At 64.6% G+C, this 16,277-nt stretch carries 14 protein-coding genes; 7 read left to right on the forward strand and 7 right to left on the reverse strand.

Annotated elements, in window-relative coordinates; genetic code table 11:
• The first annotated feature begins 15 nt into the window (after positions 1-15).
• From ACEN9F_RS19345 to ACEN9F_RS19355, 3 genes are all read left to right on the forward strand, one after another.
• Positions 16-621, forward strand: coding sequence for an alpha-ketoglutarate-dependent dioxygenase AlkB family protein (locus ACEN9F_RS19345; RefSeq protein WP_413422378.1), 606 nt, complete (start codon positions 16-18; stop codon positions 619-621).
• A 186-nt stretch (positions 622-807) separates the two neighbouring features.
• Positions 808-1,398, forward strand: coding sequence for an outer membrane beta-barrel protein (locus ACEN9F_RS19350; protein ID WP_413422380.1), 591 nt, complete (start codon positions 808-810; stop codon positions 1,396-1,398).
• 200 nt (positions 1,399-1,598) lie between these two features.
• Positions 1,599-2,252, forward strand: coding sequence for a hydrolase (locus ACEN9F_RS19355; protein WP_413422382.1), 654 nt, complete (start codon positions 1,599-1,601; stop codon positions 2,250-2,252).
• 35 nt (positions 2,253-2,287) lie between these two features.
• Here the strand turns inward: ACEN9F_RS19355 and ettA are convergent, their stop codons facing one another.
• Both ettA and rarD read right to left on the reverse strand, forming a co-directional pair.
• Positions 2,288-3,955: an energy-dependent translational throttle protein EttA gene (gene ettA / locus ACEN9F_RS19360; RefSeq protein ID WP_413422384.1), complete on the reverse strand. Its 1,668-nt coding sequence runs from the start codon at positions 3,953-3,955 to the stop codon at positions 2,288-2,290.
• A gap of 82 nt (positions 3,956-4,037) precedes the next feature.
• Positions 4,038-4,913 carry an EamA family transporter RarD gene (gene rarD / locus ACEN9F_RS19365; protein ID WP_413422386.1) on the reverse strand — a complete coding sequence of 292 codons (876 nt, stop codon included), beginning with the start codon at positions 4,911-4,913 and terminating at the stop codon, positions 4,038-4,040.
• 197 nt (positions 4,914-5,110) lie between these two features.
• Between rarD and ACEN9F_RS19370 the strand changes: the two genes are divergently transcribed.
• Complete coding sequence (locus ACEN9F_RS19370) at positions 5,111-6,991, forward strand: potassium transporter Kup (RefSeq protein ID WP_413422388.1); 1,881 nt, start codon at positions 5,111-5,113, stop codon at positions 6,989-6,991.
• A 129-nt stretch (positions 6,992-7,120) separates the two neighbouring features.
• The gene (locus ACEN9F_RS19375; RefSeq protein ID WP_413422390.1) at positions 7,121-7,963 is read left to right on the forward strand and encodes an FKBP-type peptidyl-prolyl cis-trans isomerase; all 843 of its coding nucleotides are present in this window, start codon (positions 7,121-7,123) and stop codon (positions 7,961-7,963) included.
• A gap of 42 nt (positions 7,964-8,005) precedes the next feature.
• On the opposite strand, the gene ACEN9F_RS19380 is transcribed toward ACEN9F_RS19375, so the two are convergent.
• The 3 genes from ACEN9F_RS19380 to ACEN9F_RS19390 are packed head-to-tail and all read right to left on the reverse strand — an operon-like array spanning position 8,006 to position 12,421.
• Complete coding sequence (locus ACEN9F_RS19380) at positions 8,006-10,420, reverse strand: ABC transporter permease (RefSeq protein WP_413422392.1); 2,415 nt, start codon at positions 10,418-10,420, stop codon at positions 8,006-8,008.
• 7 nt (positions 10,421-10,427) lie between these two features.
• A complete protein-coding gene (locus ACEN9F_RS19385) occupies positions 10,428-11,108 on the reverse strand; it encodes an ABC transporter ATP-binding protein (protein WP_413422394.1) in 681 nt (226 codons plus the stop codon).
• Between the two features lie 29 nt (positions 11,109-11,137).
• On the reverse strand, positions 11,138-12,421 hold the full coding sequence (locus ACEN9F_RS19390) for an efflux RND transporter periplasmic adaptor subunit (RefSeq protein ID WP_413422396.1): 1,284 nt from the start codon (positions 12,419-12,421) through the stop codon (positions 11,138-11,140).
• A 169-nt stretch (positions 12,422-12,590) separates the two neighbouring features.
• Between ACEN9F_RS19390 and ACEN9F_RS19395 the strand changes: the two genes are divergently transcribed.
• Both ACEN9F_RS19395 and ACEN9F_RS19400 read left to right on the forward strand, forming a co-directional pair.
• Positions 12,591-13,952: a sigma-54-dependent transcriptional regulator gene (locus ACEN9F_RS19395; protein ID WP_413422398.1), complete on the forward strand. Its 1,362-nt coding sequence runs from the start codon at positions 12,591-12,593 to the stop codon at positions 13,950-13,952.
• Positions 13,942-15,204: a sensor histidine kinase gene (locus ACEN9F_RS19400; protein ID WP_413422400.1), complete on the forward strand. Its 1,263-nt coding sequence runs from the start codon at positions 13,942-13,944 to the stop codon at positions 15,202-15,204. Before ACEN9F_RS19395 ends, ACEN9F_RS19400 begins: the two co-directional genes overlap by 11 nt.
• Here the strand turns inward: ACEN9F_RS19400 and ACEN9F_RS19405 are convergent.
• Entirely contained in the window at positions 15,201-15,653 is a 453-nt protein-coding gene (locus ACEN9F_RS19405) for a GNAT family N-acetyltransferase (protein ID WP_413422402.1), read from the reverse strand. The two genes, ACEN9F_RS19400 and ACEN9F_RS19405, sit on opposite strands and share 4 nt — an antisense overlap.
• A 95-nt stretch (positions 15,654-15,748) precedes the next feature.
• Entirely contained in the window at positions 15,749-16,174 is a 426-nt protein-coding gene (locus ACEN9F_RS19410; RefSeq protein WP_413422404.1) for an organic hydroperoxide resistance protein, read from the reverse strand.
• Between the last annotated feature and the right edge of the window lie 103 nt (positions 16,175-16,277).

The raw sequence follows: 16,277 nt of genomic DNA on the forward strand, positions 1-16,277 counted from the left end.
GGTATCATACCGCGCATGGACCTGTTTGCCGACGACACAAGCTTGATGCCCATCCCCATCGAGGATGGCGAATTATGGTTCCAGCAGCGGCTGGCGCTGGACGGCGCGCCGGGCGCGATCATGCAGCGCCTGCTGGCGGAAACCGACTGGCGCCACGAGCAGGTCCAGGTGTGGGGCAAGCTGCACATGCAGCCGCGCCTGACGGCCTGGCATGGCGAAGCGCGCTACCGTTATTCCGGCAAGACCTTCCATCCGCAACCGTTCACGCCGCTGCAACTGCACATCAAACAGGCCGTCGAACAGGCCACCGGGCGCCGCTTCAACAGCGTGCTGCTCAACTACTACCGCGACGAGCGCGACAGCATGGGCTTCCATGCCGACGACGAGCGCGAGCTGGGGCCGGAGCCGGCCATCGCCTCGGTCAGCTTCGGCGCGCCGCGCACCTTCATCCTCAAGCACCGGACCAAGCCGCTGACGACCCGGCTGGCGCTGGGCGACGGTTGCCTGCTGCTGATGGCGGGTGCGCTGCAGTCGCACTGGGTGCACGGCATCAACAAGGAACGCGCGGCGCGCGGACCGCGCATCAACCTCACTTTCAGGCAAATTCTGGCCGTTCTTTAAGCTTCGCTTAAGTTTGGCACAATCTGAATAAAGCCACTAATTATTTGGCTTACACCCTGTAACACTTCTTACTAAATCGGTGCGGACGGCAGTTGGCGGGAGTGCTATCTTGGATACATCGCAATTCAGAGAACTGCGATCCCAAGCAAGTCCCTGCTTTAACTTTTTGCTGAAAGATCCAAAATCATGAAAAAAATTCTGTTCGCAATCGCTGCTTCCGCTGCCGCTCTGGCAGGTTCTTCCGCATACGCCGCCGACGACGCCGGCACCGCCTACATTGGCGCCGGTGTGGTCGGCAGCCGTTATGAATTCAATGCGCCAAGCGGCGCATTGAGCGCCGACAACCACAGCGGCTACAAGGCCGGTGGCAAGGTCTACGGCGGCTACAACATCGACAGCACCTGGGCGGTTGAAGCCGGCTATGCCGACTTCGGTAAGAAGGACTACAACTACTCGGTCGGCGGCGTGCCTGGCGGTCTGCACACCGACGCGCATTCCTACTATGTCGCCGGCAAGGGCACGTGGCCTGTGAACCAGCAGATTGCGCTGTTCGGCAAGCTGGGCGTGGCACGCAACCATAACGAAGTCGACACCACCGGCCTCGCCGCGGTGAGCGGTAGCGACAACAAGACCGCCCTGTACGCTTCGGTGGGCGCGGAATACGCGATCAACAAGAACGTCAAGGTCTCGCTGGAGTATGAAAACTACGGCAAGAACGACATCGACCAGGGCCGTAAATCCGGCGCGGTCACTGCCGGCCTGCGCTACAACTTCTAAGCTGTAGCTGCATGGAAAAGCCGCCTGCGGGCGGCTTTTTTGCGTTTGGATTCTTTGATCGAAAATTTCGAATATAAAGTGGTAATTTTTCCGTTTTTCTTTTTGCTGAAGCGCGCGCATACTTCATTTCAGCAGAGAAAACATCGCGAAATAAGCGAAACGACCAATCGAAATTGTTGAACATTATCTAGGAGAATATCATGCCAACCGCAATCGCCAAACCAGGTAGCACCCTGCTGGACCCAAGCAACCACACGCTGATCATGATCGATCACCAGTCGCAGATGTCGTTCGCCACCAAGTCGATCGACCCTGTCCTGCTGCGCAACAATGTGGCGCTGGTCGCCAAGGCCGCCAAGGAATTCAAGGTTTCGACGATCTTGACTACGGTGGCGGAAAAATCGTTCTCCGGCCCGATCTTCGACGAAATCAAATCGGTGTTCCCTGACGAAGTCGCCATCGACCGCACCACCATGAACACCTGGGAGGATCCGCGCATCGCCGAGCGCGTCAACGCCATCGGCAAAGGCAAGATCGTGCTGGCCGGGCTGTGGACCTCGGTCTGTATCGTCGGCCCCGCGCTGTCTGCCCTGGACCAGGGTTTTGAAGTGTATGTCATCACCGACGCCAGCGGCGACGTCTCCGACGAAGCGCACGAGCGCGCCGTCGAACGGATGGTGCAACTCGGCGCCCGTCCGATGACCTCGTTGCAATACCTGCTCGAACTGCAACGCGACTGGGCGCGCGGCGACACCTACAACGAAACGGTCGCCACCTCGATCGCCCACGGCGGCGGCTACGGCCTGGGCCTGATCTACGCCAAGACCATGTTCAACGCCGGCGAAGGCCATTAAGACAAAAAAAGGCCACCTTGCGGTGGCCTTGCTCGTTATACCGTCAGCGGCTTGTAGCGGATGCGCTTGGGTTTGGCGCCCTCTTCACCCAGGCGTTTCTTCTTGTCGGCTTCGTATTCCTGATAGTTGCCATCGAAGAAGGTGACTTGCGAGTTGCCTTCGAACGCCAGGATGTGCGTGGCGATACGGTCCAGGAACCAGCGATCGTGCGAGATCACCAGCACGGAGCCGGCGAATTCGAGCAGCGCATCTTCCAGCGCGCGCAGGGTTTCCACGTCCAGATCGTTCGACGGTTCATCCAGCAGCAGCACGTTGCCGCCCTTGAGCAGCGTCTTGGCCAGGTGCAGGCGGCCGCGCTCACCGCCGGACAGGTTGCCGACGATTTTTTGCTGGTCCGAACCCTTGAAGTTGAAGCGGCCCAGGTAGGCGCGCGACGGCATGTCGAAGCGGCCGACGCTGAGCATGTCGGCGCCGCCGGACACGTCTTCAAACACGGTCTTCGCGTCGCCCAGCGTGTCGCGGCTCTGGTCGACCAGCGAGATGCGCGCGGTCTGGCCGATCGCCACTTCGCCGCTGTCCGGCGTATCGAGGCCGGCGATCATCTTGAACAGCGTCGACTTACCGGCGCCGTTCGGGCCGATGATGCCGACGATCGCGCCCGCCGGAATGGTGAACGAGACATTGTCGATCAGCAGGCGGTCGCCAAACGCTTTCGAGACGTTCTTGAACTCGATCACTTCGTTGCCCAGACGCTCGGCCACAGGGATGAAGATCTCCTGGGTCTCGTTGCGTTTCTGGTATTCGTACTCGCTCAGCTCGTTGAAGCGGGCCAGACGGGCCTTCGACTTGGCCTGGCGCGCTTTCGGATTCTGGCGCGACCATTCCAATTCCTTGGCCAGCGCTTTCTGGCGCGCGGATTCGGTGGCTTCTTCCTGCTTCAGGCGGTTGGACTTCTGGTCCAGCCACGACGAATAGTTGCCTTTCCAAGGGATGCCGTGGCCGCGGTCCAGTTCCAGGATCCATTCCGCCGCGTTGTCGAGGAAGTAGCGATCGTGGGTGATGCCGACCACGGTGCCCGGGAAGCGCAGCAGGAATTGTTCGAGCCATTCGACGGACTCGGCGTCCAGGTGATTGGTCGGTTCGTCGAGCAGCAGCATGTCCGGCTTGGACAGCAGCAGCTTGCACAGCGCCACGCGGCGCTTTTCACCGCCGGACAGCACGCCGATCTTGGCGTCCCAAGGCGGCAGGCGCAGCGCGTCGGCGGCCATTTCCAGTTGCAGGTTCAGGTTGCCGCCGTCGGAGGTCGAGATGATCGCTTCCAGGCGTGCCTGCTCGGTGGCCAGCGCGTCGAAGTCGGCGTCTTCCTCGGCGTAGGCGGCGTACACGGCTTCCAGCTTGGCTTGCGCTTCGAACGCTTCGCCCAGGCCGGACTCGACTTCCTGGCGCACGGTTTTTTCCGGGTCCAGTTGCGGTTCCTGCGGCAGGTAGCCGATGTTCAGGCCCGGCATCGGCACGGCTTCGCCCTGGATGTCGGTGTCGAGGCCTGCCATAATTTTCAGCAAGGTCGACTTACCGGAGCCGTTCAGGCCCAGCACGCCGATCTTTGCGCCCGGGAAGAAGGACAGCGAAATATCTTTCAGAATCTGGCGCTTGGGCGGGACGATTTTGCCCACGCGGTTCATGGTATAGACGTAATTTGCCATTGAGAATCTCAGTGAAATTTGAAAATGCGGTAGAAAATGCAAGGAAGGACGACAGGATACGATAAATCCCGCCATCTTCCCACTATTTAGCGCGTTTGCTCGCCCACAGCCCTTCCAGCACGTACAACGCCAGCGCCGCCCAGATGACGATGAAGCCGATCAAACGCGGCGTCGGGAACGCTTCATGGAACACCCACACCCCCAGCAGCGCCTGCATGGTCGGCGACAGGTATTGCAGCAGGCCCAGCACCGCCATCGGGATCTTGCGCGCGCCGGCCGCGAACAGCAGCAGCGGGATGGCGGTGATCGGCCCGGCCGCCGCCAGCAGCCAGCGGGTGCTGTCGAACGCGCTGTTGATGAAGGTGTTCTGGCCGTGCAGGGTCAGCCACAGCACATACACCAGCGCCAGCGGGAACAGGATCATGGTTTCCAGCGACAGGCCTTCCAGCGCGGCCAGCGCCGCGGTCTTGCGCAGCAGGCCGTAGGCGCCGAAGGTGATGCCTAAAATTAAGGCAATCCACGGCAGCTGGCCGGCCTGCCAGGTCAGCCAGGCGACGCCGCCGGCCGCCACGCCGATGGCGATCCACTGTCCGCGCCGCAGTTTTTCCTTCAGTACGACCAGGCCCAGCAACACATTGACCAGCGGATTGATGAAGTAGCCCAGGCTGGCGTCGATCACGTGGCCGTTGTTGACCGACCAGATGTAGACGAACCAGTTGGCCGTCAACAGCACCGCGCTGGCGACAAAGCTGAACAGGACGCGCGGCTGGCGCAGCACCTGCGGCAGCCATTTCCACTGGCTGCGCGCGGTCAGCACCAGCACCAGGAACAACAGCGACCACAGCATGCGGTGCGCGAGGATTTCCATCGCCGGCACTTCGCCGATGGCGTGGAAGTACAGCGGGAACAGGCCCCAGCAAAAGAACGCGAAGGTGGCGTACAACATACCGATGTTCATGGGGCGGGACGCCTAAAAAGGATACAAGGTCTGCCATTATCCCCGATCCGGCACAGCGGCGCTCTCGCGCTCCCGGCCGCAGCGGCGTACACTGGCGTTATTGACTGTTTGGAATGTGTGCGTATGCCAAAATCTCCTTGCCTTTTGCAAATACTTATCCTATTGTGCAATGCACCAAAACAACAACAGGTGCAATCTTGACCGAGCAACACAAGAAAAGCAGTCTCGCGGCACTCACGCTGGCGGCTGTCGGCATCGTCTATGGCGACATCGGCACCAGCCCTCTCTACACACTCAAAACCATTTTCGACCCCGAGCACGGGCTGGCGCTGACCGAGGCCAACCTGCAGGGCATTATTTCGCTGATTTTCTGGGGCCTGTCGTTCATCGTCTCACTCAAATACGTCAGCCTGGTGTTGCGCGCCGATAACCGCGGCGAGGGCGGCATCATGGCGCTGATGGCCCTGGCGCTCAATTCGGTCAGCAAGTTCGCGCAGGGCTGGCATTATCCGCTGATGCTGCTGGGCGTGTTCGGCGCCACCATGTTCTACGGCGACAGCGTCATCACGCCGGCGATCTCGGTGCTGGGCGCGATCGAGGGCCTGGAAGTGGCCGCGCCGGGCCTGGAGCAGTACATCGTGCCGCTGACCATCATCGTGCTGATCACGCTGTACGCGGTGCAGCGCCATGGCACGGCCGGCATCGGCCGCTGGTTCGGGCCGATCATGGTGATCTGGTTTGCCGCGCTGGCGGCGATGGGCGTGGTGAACATCATCGAAGCGCCGCAGATCCTGTGGGCGCTTAATCCGCTGCACGCGCTGCGCTTCATGTATGAGAACCGCATGATCGCCTTCGTCGCGCTGGGCGCGGTGGTGCTGGCCTTCACCGGCGCCGAGGCGCTATACGCCGACATGGGCCACTTCGGCAAGAAGCCGATCCGCGCGGCCTGGTTCATGATCGTGTTCCCGTCGCTGGCGCTGAACTACCTGGGCCAGGGCGCGCTGCTGATGATGCATCCGGACGCGATTTCCAATCCCTTCTTCCAGCAGCTGGGCGCGTGGAGCGTCTATCCGCTGGTGGTGCTGTCGACGCTGGCGGCGGTGATCGCCTCGCAGGCCACCATTTCCGGCACCTTCTCGATGACCAAGCAGGCCATCGCACTGGGCCTGCTGCCGCGCATGCGCGTCATGCACACCTCGGCCAGCGAAATCGGCCAGATCTACATCCCGGCCGTCAACTGGATCCAGCTGATCGTGGTGCTGCTGGCGGTGATCGGTTTCGGCTCGTCGGACAAGCTGGCGGGCGCCTACGGCATCGCGGTCACCGCCACCATGCTGGCCACCACCGTGCTGACCTTCTTCGTGATCCGCTACCGCTGGAACCTGCCGCTGTGGCTGTGCTTTGGGGCGACCGGCTTCTTCATCGTCATCGACATCCTGCTGTTCTCGGCCAGCACGCTCAAGCTGTTCCACGGCGGCTGGTTCCCGCTGCTGCTGGGCTCCGTGCTGTTCACCATCATGCTGACCTGGAAGCGCGGCCGCGAACTGGTGTTCGAAAACCTGCAAAAGCATGCGATTCCGCTGGAGGAGTTCCTGTCCTCGCTGTTCGTGGCGCCGCCGACGCGGGTCTACGGCACCGCCATCTTCCTGCGCGGCGAAAGCGACGGCGTGCCGCACGCGCTGCTGCACAACCTGTCGCACAACAAGGTGCTGCATGAGCGCGTGGTGTTCTTCACCGTGCACGTGATCGAGGAGCCGTACGTGCCGGAGGCCGAGCAGGTCAAGGTGACGGACCTGGGCCACCAGTGCTACCAGCTCAGCGTCTACTACGGCTTCAAGGATGAACCGGACATTCCGAAGGCACTGGCCCTGTGCGAGTGCCTCGGCCTGCCGTTCGAGATGATGGAGACGTCCTTCTTCATCGCCCGCCAGACGGTGATCTCGGCGCCGGGTTCCGGCATGGCGACCTGGCGCGAGCACTTGTTCGTCACCATGTCGCGCAATGCGCGCGGCGCCGCCGACTACTACCAGATTCCACCGAACCGGGTGATCGAACTTGGCACGCAAGTGGAAATTTGACTACAAAAAAATGTAACTGAATGTAGTGCCTGGAGCGGAAGTTGTCCGGTCTGCTAAACTTCTGCTCCGAAAAGGCTGCCGCAAGCGGCGCCAAGACACGCGAATACGAACATTCCATCAAAGGTAATCATGAAATCGATGTTTCAATTTATTGCTGTTGCGGTGTGCGCAGCGGTCCTGACGGCCTGCGGTGGCGGCCCCAAGAGCACGGCCGTGGTGATCCCGCCGCAGCCGGACTACAGCATGACCGAGCAGGTCGGCACCGGCGCGCTGGTGGCGGAGGCGGGTGACACGGTGGTGATCAAGTACGTCGGCTACCTGTATGACTCGGCCACCAAGGGCAAGGGTGCCAAGGCGGACGTCAGCGAGAGCCCGACCGTGACCTTCACCGTCGGCGTCGGCGCCGTTCGTCCCGGTTGGGACCGGGCCTTGCTCGGCATGCGGGCTGGCGGCACGCGCACGGCCATCCTGCCAACCAGCCTGACCTACAACAACGCCAGCGCGATTGCCGCGCGCACCATCAACGGCGTCACCTATCCGGCGATTCCGGCCTACTCGCCTATGGTGTACGACTTTGAAATGGTCAGCGTGGTCAAGGCTGTGATCATCCCTTCGACGATGATTACCGACTTGCAGGTCGGTACCGGTGCTGAAGCCGTCGCCGGCAAGACCGCGTCGGTGAAATACACCGGCTGGCTGTATGACGCCAGCACCGGCGGCAAGGGCAAGCAATTCGACAGCAATGTGTCGGCAGCCACCACCCTCGACATCGTGGTCGACACCAGCCCGCTACAGGTCATCACCGGCTTCAATATCGGTGTCAAGGGCATGAAAGTCGGCGGCAAGCGTACCATTGTCATCCCGCCTTACCAAGGCTACGGCTTGACGGTCAAGTACGACAGCGCCGGCGCGGTGACGATCCCTGCGAATTCCATTCTGGTCTTCGATCTCGAGCTGACCGCGGTAAAGTAAGATAGCGGCATCGAAAAAAGGGCAGCTTAAGCTGCCCTTTTTTTATTCACGTAGCGCGCGCACCGGCGTCATGCGCATCGCTGCCAGCGTGTGGCGCGCGGTGGCTGCCGCCACCACCAGCAGTGTCAGCCCCAGCGCGGCGGCCGGCGCCCACCCGCCCAGCGGCGAGCGTTCGGCGAACGGCGCCAGGTAGCGCTGTATCGCCAGCCAGGCCAGCGGCAGTGCGGCCATCGCCGCCGCAGCCGTCAGCAGCAGGAACTCGCGGCCAACCAGCGCCGCGATGGCGCCCCGGCCCGCGCCATGCAGCTTGCGCAGCACGATCTCGCGCGCGCGCCGCTGCACGCTGTGCGCCGCCAGCACGTAGACGCCGAACGCCGCCAACACAAACACCACCGCCGTCGCACAGGCCAGCAGCCTGGCCAACCGCACATCGTCGGCGTACGCCTGCCGGTAGTAGCTTGCTGCGGACCGCATCACCGGCTCTTGCGCCGGATAGTAGCGGCTCCACGTCGCGGCGATATCCCGTTCCAGCGAGGCCGGTGCGTCGGCGCGCATGCGCACGGTCAGCAGCCGGCCGCCGCGCGCCAGGTCGTAGACGGTCGGGCGCACCGGATCGCGCAACGTTTCCCAGCGCAGGTCCGGCGCGATGCCGATGATGCGCTGCTGCGTGCCGTTGATGCGCTGGCCCAGCGCCTGCTGTGCCGACTGCCAGCCCAACGCGCGCAGCGCCGCCATGTTGAGCATCACATTCTGCTCGCCGTTGTCCACCAGCTTGTCCATCGCCGGATCGAAGCTGCGCCCGGCGATGGCCTGCAGGCCGTAGACGCGGAAGAAGTCCGGCCCGACCATCTGCACCGACAGCGCCGCTTCGCTGCCGTCGACACGCTTGGCGATCTCGCTGCCGTGCGTGCCGGTGCCGTTGTCGCGCCCAGGCGCTTCCTGGCTGTCCGCCACGCCTTCGACCCCCGGCAGTTGCGCCAGCGCGTCGCGGAACGCGGCCGCCGCCGGCTGGTCCATGCCTTCCGGCAGTTCCAACACCAGCAGCGGCGACGGATCGAAGCCGGGCGGCGCGGCGGCGGCGAACTGCGTCTGCCACAGGATCGCCAGCGCCACGCTGCCCATCGCCATCGCGGTGGCGAACTGCGTGGCCGTCAGCAGGCGCCGCATCCAGGCGCCGCCGCTGGTTTCGCCGCTGCGGTGCGCCAGCGCCTCGCCCATGTCGACGCCGCGCGCCATCCAGCCTGGATACAAGCCGGCCGCCGCGCCGACCAAGGCGCCGAACAGCAGGCACGCGGCGATCGCCGCCGGCGTGAACATGCCGTCCAGGCGGCGTTGCAGCAGATCGGAGGACAGCGGCAGCAGCAGCCACGCCATCAGCACGCCGAGCGCGGCGGCGGCCAGCGACAGCAACATCGCCTCCGCCATGAATTGCCGCAGCAACTGGCTGGTGGTGGCGCCGAGCACGCGACGCACGGCGATCTCGCGCTGGCGCCGCAAGGTGCGCACGGTCGCCAGGTTGACGTAGTTGACCACCGCCAGCAGCAGGATCAGCAACCCGGCGGCGCCGATCGCCAGCACCATGCGCATGTCGCCGCGTGGGCCGGTGCCCATGGTGTTGGCGACGCTGCGGTCGAAATAGGCGTCTGCCAAGGGACCGAGGCCGATGTCGACCATCTTGCGCTGGCCCAGCGCGGCCTTCATTTCCGGCGTCGCCAACGCTTGCCACGGTGCGCGGTCGACCGCGTCCTGCAGCACGGCCTGCAGGGCTTGCGGCGTGACGCCGGCTCCCGTCTTGATGTAGATGCGGCCACTGATGCCCATCCAGTTGGCCAGGTCGGCCCGGCGTTCCTGCTCCGGCCACAGCGCGCTGCCGGTGCCGGCCAGCGCGGCGAACTGCAGGGTGCTGTTGGATGGACGGTCCGCCAGCACGGCGCGCACTTGCAGCACCTGCTTGTTGATCTCCACAGTGCGTCCCAATGCGGGGGCGTCGCCGAACAGGCGGCGCGCGGTTTGCCGTGTCAGGGCCAGGCCGTCGGGCTGTGTCAGGGCTTGCTGCAGATCGCCTTCCGCTGCTTGCAGGCCGATGATGCGCTGGAATGCCGGATCGACGGCGGTGATTTCCAGCTGCTGCTGATGGCCCTGCAATTGCAGTGTGGTCTTGCGCGGCCACCAGGCGCTGACTTCCAGCGGCAGTCCGCTTTGCAGCGCCACGCCCCGCAGCGCGAACGGCGTGTATTCCAGCCATTGCGGCTGCGGGATGAAGTTGATCCGGTGCTTGACGACGAACACGCGCTCACGCTCTGGCACGTCGCCGTCGTAGCCGAAGGAGTGGTGGACAAAAACCAGCAGCAGGAAGCAGACGGCAAAGCCGGTCGCCAGGCCAAGGATCTCCACTGCGGAGTGTAAGGGCTGGCGCAGCAGCAGGCGCCAGCCGATGCGGAAGTCGCGCGGATTCATGGCGCGCCTACGCCGCTTGCAGCGCGTCGACCATGATGCGGCCGTCCAGCAGGTTCAGCGTGCGCGAGGCCTGCGCCGCGTGATCCGGCGAGTGCGTGACCATCACCACGGTGGTGCCTTCGGCGTTGATCTCGCGCAGCAGGCGCATGACTTCGTCGCCATGGGCGCTGTCCAGGTTGCCAGTCGGTTCGTCGGCCAGCAGCACGGCGGGACCGGCCACCAGCGCGCGCGCGATCGCCACGCGCTGCTGCTGGCCGCCCGACAGCTGCGACGGCCGGTGCGCGGCGCGGTGGCCGACGCCGAGTTTGTCCAGCATCGCGGTCACGCGCTCGCGCCGTTCGCGCGCCGGCGTGCCGTTGTATTCCAGTGCCAGTTCGACATTCTCGAACACGGTCAGCTCTTCGATCAGGTTGAAGCTCTGGAAGATGAAGCCGATGCGTCCGCGCCGCAGCTTGTTCAATTTGGCCTCGCTCCAGCCGGCCACGTTCTGGCCTTCGAACCAGTACTCGCCATGATTCGGCACGTCAAGCAATCCGAGGATGCCGAGCATGGTCGATTTGCCGCAGCCGGACGGGCCGGTGATGGCGACGTATTCGCCCGCTTCGATCTCCAGGTCGATGCGATCCAGTGCCGTGGTCTGGATTTCCCCTGCCTGATGGATTTTGCTGATGCCGACGAGTTTGAGCATGTGCGTCCTTTTTGCGTTGTAGTGAGAATTTACTGCGTAATCTGCAGCCTGGGTGAATTTCCGTATGCCGCGTAGCTGGACAGGATGACCTTGTCGCCGGCCGCCAGGCCTTCCAGCACCTCGATCTGGCTGTTGCTGCGGCGGCCGATGCGCACCGCGCGCCGCTGGGCGCCGCGGCCCGTGGCGTCGATCACATACACCCACGAACCGCCGCTGTCGTTGATGAAGGCACCATTGGGCAGCAACAGCGCCCGCGCCGGCTCGCCCAAGGTGATGCGCGCATCGAGGCTCTGGCCAGGATTGAGCACCGGCGGCTGGCCGTCCCTGAACACCAGTTCGACCGCGAAGCGGCCTTCCTTGATCTGTGGGTAGATGGCGGCTATGGCGACGGCGTAGCCGCGTTCGTCCTGCTTGACGCTGCCGGTACGGCCGACCGCCATGCGATTCAGGTAGTACTCATCGACGCTGGCGGAGAGCTTGAAGCGCTGCGGGTCGTCGATGCGACCGATGTTTTTTCCGGTGGCGATGGATTCACCGACCTGCAGGCGGAAGTTGGTCAACCGTCCATCGACCGGCGCACGAACGGCCAGCGCATCGACGGTGGCGGAGACCAGCTTCAAGCCGGAGCTCAGGCCCCGTATCGCCGTTTCCAACTGCTGCTCGGCGTCGCGCCGCACGCCTGTCTCGGCGGCGGCAGCCTGTTGTTCCTGCGCCAGCGCGCGTTGCTGCTGCGCGAGTTTGTCCGCCGATTCCTCCAGCGCGACGGCCGAGATATAACCTTGCGCCGCCAGCTTGGCGTTGCGCGCATGTTGTTTGCGCACCTGGTCGAGCGCGAACTGCAAATCGTCCAGCCGTCGCCGGTGATCGCTGACGCTGGATTCCTGCGCCACGCGCAGATTGGAGAGGTTGAAGATGCTGACCGCATGCTCGGACTGGCGCGCCAGCAGTTCCAGGTTACGCTGCGGGTTGGAGATGCGGAACAGCAGCTGGCCTTTTTGCACCAGCGCGCCGTCGGTCGCGAAGACTTCTTCCACACGGCCCGACTCCACCGCGTCGAGGATCACGGAGTTGAGCGGCTCGGCGCTGGCGCGCACCACAATCTCGTCGACGAACACGCCTCGTGCCGCCTGGCCGATGCGCAGGCCGGCGCCGTCGATCTGCAGGCCGTGCGGCATCCAGGCCCACAGCGCGTAGCCGGCGAGCGTGGTTGCCGCCAGCACGGCGAGCGCGGTGGCGACGGTTTTGCCGCGCCGGCGCGGCACCACGGTATCCATCGCTGCGCCGCTGGCGGGAATATTTTTTTTGATGTGCATGCAGGCCATACAGCAAACGCTGTGCCAAGCCGGAAAGCGGGGCTTTTCGGGGCTCGCCGCCAGCGAGTGTTCATTTCCGAACAGTGGCCGATGTTCGCAAGCGAACAGTCGTCTTGCGCGGTGGCCGGCGGCATCTCGACAGCGGCTTGCCTGCTGCTAGAATGCGTTCATGTCCGCCTACGTACTGATACTTGATGATGACGCCGATGTCGCCACTGCCGCGCAGTTGCTGCTGCGCCGCCGCTATGGCCAGGTCGCCACGCTGTGCGATCCGGCCGGCTTGCCGGCGCTGTTGGCCCAAGGCGTGCCGGACGTTGTGCTGCTGGACCTGAACTTCACCCCGGGCTGCATCGATGGTGCCGAAGGGCTGGCGTTGCTCGACACGCTGCGCGCGCAAGCGCGTCCGCCGGCGGTGATCGCGATGACGGCGTATGCCGACGTGCCGCTGGCCGTGGAGGCGCTCAAGCGCGGCGCCGGCGATTTCATCACCAAGCCGTGGGATAACGCGCGGCTAGTGGCGGCGGTCGACCAGGCGCTGGCGCGGCGGGCCGCCTTGCATGGCTCGTCGTCCGCGTCGCCGGAGCTGATGGGCGAGTCGGCGGCGATGCGCGAACTGAAGGCGCTGATCGCCAGCGTGGCGCCGACCGAGGCCAACGTCATGGTGCTGGGCGAGAACGGCGTCGGCAAGGAGCTGGTGGCGCGCGCGATCCACGCGCTGTCGCGCCGCGCGGCGGGCACGCTGCTGGCGGTGGACATGGGCGCGCTGCCGGAATCGACGTTCGAGAGCGAGTTGTTCGGCCATCGCAAAGGCTCGTTCACCGATGCGCGCGCGGACCGGGCGGGGCGCTTCCAGGCCGCGCGCGGCGGTTCGCTGTTCCTGGATGAAATCGGCAATATGCCTTTGGCCGCGCAGGCCAAGCTGCTGACGGCGCTGGAGCGGCGCGAGGTCACACCGTTGGGCGCGGACAAGCCGGAAGCCATCGATGTGCGCATCGTCAGCGCGACCAACCTGGATGAGGCGCGCTTGTTCGATCCGGCGGTATTCCGGCCGGACTTGCTGTTCCGCTTGAATACCATCGTGATCCGCGTGCCGCCGTTGCGTGAGCGGCGCGAGGATATCCCGCTGCTGGCCGCACACTATCTCAAGCTGTACGAGCTGCAGTATCAAAGGCCGGCGCGCAATGTGGGCGCAGCGGCGATGGCTGCGCTGGTGAGGCATGAATGGCCGGGTAATGTGCGCGCGCTGCGGCATGCTTGCGAGCGCGCGGTGATACTCGGGCAGGGCGCGGAATACGGCTTGGCCGATTTCGCGCTGGGCACAGCGGTGGCGAGCAGCGCCCCGGCAGCCGTAGCGAGCCTGCCGGCGCCTGCCGCCGGCGCGGTGCCAAACGACATGACGCTCGATGCGCTGGAGCGCGAGGCGATCGCTGCGACGCTTACGCAATTCAACGGCAACATCAGCCACGCCGCCAAAACGCTGGGCATCAGCCGCGCGGCCTTGTACCGCAAGCTGGGCAAGCATGGCATCTGAACGCGCGCTGAAGCTGGGCATCGTTGCCGGTGCCGCCGGCTTGGCGGTGCTGGCCGTGGCTGCGGACGTCTTGTCACCCGCGCCGGAACCACGCCGCATCGTGCTATGTTGCCTGCTCGCCCTCGCGCCGGCAACGCTGCTATGGCAATGCCTGCGCCGCCTCGCGCCGCGCACGCCGCGCGACGAACGGGACGAGCGCGCGGAGGCGGGTGCCGGCCCTACCTTCGCCCGTCAGCGCGAGCTTGCCGACGCCATGCAAGCCCTGGAAGCCCGCCTTGAACACGCCCCGATCGCGCTATTCCGCATCCAGAACTCCACCGGTGCCGGCGCGGTGGCGCCGCTGAACGCCAGCGCGCGCCGGCTGATGGCGCCGGGCCGCGCCAGCGCGCCGCAGGATCTGCACCAGCAACTGGCCGCGCAAGCCGCCGGCCAACGCCGCCTGATCGGCTTCGACACCGAGCGCGGCGTCGAGCGTGCACTGGTCGCCGTCTCCGCCCTGACGCTGCAAGGCATGCCGCAGCGCCTTGCCGCGCTGATGCCGGTGGAAAGCGAACTGGAAGCCGAAGCCCTGAACGCATGGCGCGAACTGGTGCAGGTGCTGACCCATGAAATCATGAACTCCCTGACGCCGGTGGCTTCGCTGTCGCGCACCGCCTGCGGCTTGCTGGACGAAGCCGCCGCCAACCTGCCGGCCGACATCCACGCCGATCTCGGCACCGCGCTGGACGCGATCAGCCGTCGCGCCGCCAGCCTGGTGGAATTTGTCGGCAGCTACCGCAGCCTGTCGACGGTACCGCAAGCGCAGCCGCAGCGCGTGATGCTGGAAGCATTATTCGATCGCCTGGCCGCGCTGCTGGCACCGCAGTGGCAGGCGATGGGCGGCAATCTGAAGTTTTCGGTGGAACCGGCGTCGCTGGAAGTGATGATCGATCCGGGCCAGCTGGAGCAGGCGCTGATCAATCTGTTGAAGAACGCCGCCGAAGCATTGGCCGCCGCCTCGACGCCGGCACCGCAGGCGCAGGTCAGCGCGCGCCTGAGCCGGGGCGGCCGCCTGCGCATCGAAGTGGCCGACAACGGGCCCGGCGTGCCGGACGCGTTGGCCGCGCATATCTTCACGCCGTTCTTCTCGACTAAAAAGCAGGGCAGGGGCATCGGCCTGGCGATGGTGCGCCATCTGGTGCACGCCAACGGCGGCACGGTGCGCCATGCGCGCTCGGTCAGCGCCGGCGCGCGCTTCATGCTGACGTTCTAGCGCACCATATCGATGTGCATGATGCCGTCTTCGTCATACGGCTCGGTCACTGTCTGGAAGCCGAAGCTGGCGTAGAACTTTTCCAGGTGCGCCTGCGCGCCGATGCGGAAGCGGTGGCCCGGATGCAGCTTCTCCGCCAGCGGAATCGCCTTGGCCAGCAGTTCGCGGCCGATGCCGCTGCCGCGCGCGGCCTGCGTGGTCAGTACGCGGCCCAGCGACATCTCGTCAAACTTCAGGCCCGGCGGCACGCAGCGCAGGTAGGCGACCAGCGTGCGCTTGCCGTCGATCTCGCGCCACGCCATCAGGTGATGGCACTGCGGATCGGCGCCGTCGATATCGGGGTACAGACAGGTCTGCTCGAGGATGAATACCTGCTGGCGCTGCAGCAGTACTTCATACCAGTCGTTGCGGGGAATGTCGTCGAAAGCCAGCCAGTGCCACTCAATCATTGCGTATCTCGGTTCAGGAACGGAAGCGATGATTGTATGCGAAAAAGGCCGGCGCCTTTGCGGGCGCCGGCCTTTTCAGCGAGGGACCAGATCGATTAAACGATGGTCAGGGTCACGTCGATGTTGCCACGGGTGGCGTTCGAGTAAGGGCAAACGATGTGGGCGGCGGCGACCAGCTTCTCGGCGGTTTCGCGGTCCAGGCCTGGCAGCGAGATTTTCAGTTCGACTTCGATGCCGAAACCGGTAGGGATCGGGCCGATGCCGACCGTGCCTTCGATCGAGACGTCAGCCGGGACGGCGATCTTGTCGCGGCCGCCGACGAATTTCATCGCGCCCAGGAAGCAGGCCGAGTAGCCGGCAGCGAACAGCTGCTCAGGGTTGGTGCCGACGGCGCCGGCGCCGCCCAGTTCTTTCGGGGTGGTCAGTTTCACGTCCAGCACGCCGTCGGAGGAAACAGCACGGCCTTCGCGGCCACCGGTTGCTTTTGCGTTTGCGCGGTACAGAACTTGTTGGATCGACATGATGATTCCTTTTCAGTGAGTGGAACTACATTAAAGTTTGGAAACTATTTAATAGCTCGCTATCTACATGGTGCTGTAAGCAGCTTGCTAATTTACTACTGTC

Origin of the sequence: Duganella sp. CT11-25 (assembly GCF_047302815.1) — a bacterium.
Lineage (GTDB): Bacteria > Pseudomonadota > Gammaproteobacteria > Burkholderiales > Burkholderiaceae_D > Rugamonas.

Bases quoted from the DNA above. Each gene is read 5' to 3' on its own strand.
- ACEN9F_RS19345 (WP_413422378.1), top strand. From the start codon at position 16: ATGGACCTGTTTGCCGACGACACAAGCTTGATGCCCATCCCCATCGAG.
- ACEN9F_RS19350 (WP_413422380.1), top strand. From the start codon at position 808: ATGAAAAAAATTCTGTTCGCAATCGCTGCTTCCGCTGCCGCTCTGGCA.
- ACEN9F_RS19355 (WP_413422382.1), top strand. From the start codon at position 1,599: ATGCCAACCGCAATCGCCAAACCAGGTAGCACCCTGCTGGACCCAAGC.
- ettA (WP_413422384.1), bottom strand. From the start codon at position 3,955: ATGGCAAATTACGTCTATACCATGAACCGCGTGGGCAAAATCGTCCCG.
- rarD (WP_413422386.1), bottom strand. From the start codon at position 4,913: ATGAACATCGGTATGTTGTACGCCACCTTCGCGTTCTTTTGCTGGGGC.
- ACEN9F_RS19375 (WP_413422390.1), top strand. From the start codon at position 7,121: ATGAAATCGATGTTTCAATTTATTGCTGTTGCGGTGTGCGCAGCGGTC.
- ACEN9F_RS19380 (WP_413422392.1), bottom strand. From the start codon at position 10,420: ATGAATCCGCGCGACTTCCGCATCGGCTGGCGCCTGCTGCTGCGCCAG.
- ACEN9F_RS19385 (WP_413422394.1), bottom strand. From the start codon at position 11,108: ATGCTCAAACTCGTCGGCATCAGCAAAATCCATCAGGCAGGGGAAATC.
- ACEN9F_RS19390 (WP_413422396.1), bottom strand. From the start codon at position 12,421: ATGCACATCAAAAAAAATATTCCCGCCAGCGGCGCAGCGATGGATACC.
- ACEN9F_RS19395 (WP_413422398.1), top strand. From the start codon at position 12,591: ATGTCCGCCTACGTACTGATACTTGATGATGACGCCGATGTCGCCACT.
- ACEN9F_RS19400 (WP_413422400.1), top strand. From the start codon at position 13,942: ATGGCATCTGAACGCGCGCTGAAGCTGGGCATCGTTGCCGGTGCCGCC.
- ACEN9F_RS19405 (WP_413422402.1), bottom strand. From the start codon at position 15,653: ATGATTGAGTGGCACTGGCTGGCTTTCGACGACATTCCCCGCAACGAC.
- ACEN9F_RS19410 (WP_413422404.1), bottom strand. From the start codon at position 16,174: ATGTCGATCCAACAAGTTCTGTACCGCGCAAACGCAAAAGCAACCGGT.